Annotated in this window: 1 protein-coding gene; it reads left to right on the top strand. The window is 66.8% G+C overall.

Translation table 11 applies throughout. The features are described from left to right. A partial coding sequence (locus CWO91_RS42460) for a VCBS domain-containing protein (RefSeq protein WP_208753161.1) occupies positions 1–452 on the top strand: 452 nt, incomplete at both ends.

Genomic DNA, 452 nt, shown 5'->3' with positions numbered 1-452 from the left:
CCTTCAGCATCGATGCCAACGGCGCCTGGAGCTACACCGGCAACGGCGCCCACAATGAGCTCGCCGCCGGGCAGCAGATGCAGGACCAGTTCACGGTGACCAGCCAGGACGGCACCGCCACCGGCACTGTGACGGTGACCATCACCGGCACCAATGATGCCGCCACTGTCTCGTCGGACTCGAAGTCCGTCACCGAGGGCGACACCGCCGCCGCGCTCGACACCAGCGGCCAGCTCACCATCACCGATCCGGACACCGGCCAGGCTCATGTCGTGGCGCAGATCAACGTCCAGGGGACCTACGGCGACTTCACGATCGATGCCGACGGCGCCTGGAGCTACATCGGCAACGGCGCCCACAATGAGCTCACCGCCGGCCAGCAGGTGCAAGATCAGTTCACGGTGACCAGCCAGGACGGCACCGCGACCAGCACCGTGACGCTGACCATCACC

Origin of the sequence: Bradyrhizobium genosp. SA-3 (assembly GCF_004212635.1) — a bacterium.
GTDB lineage: Bacteria > Pseudomonadota > Alphaproteobacteria > Rhizobiales > Xanthobacteraceae > Bradyrhizobium.
This window is presented reverse-complemented; position numbering and strand designations above follow the sequence as displayed.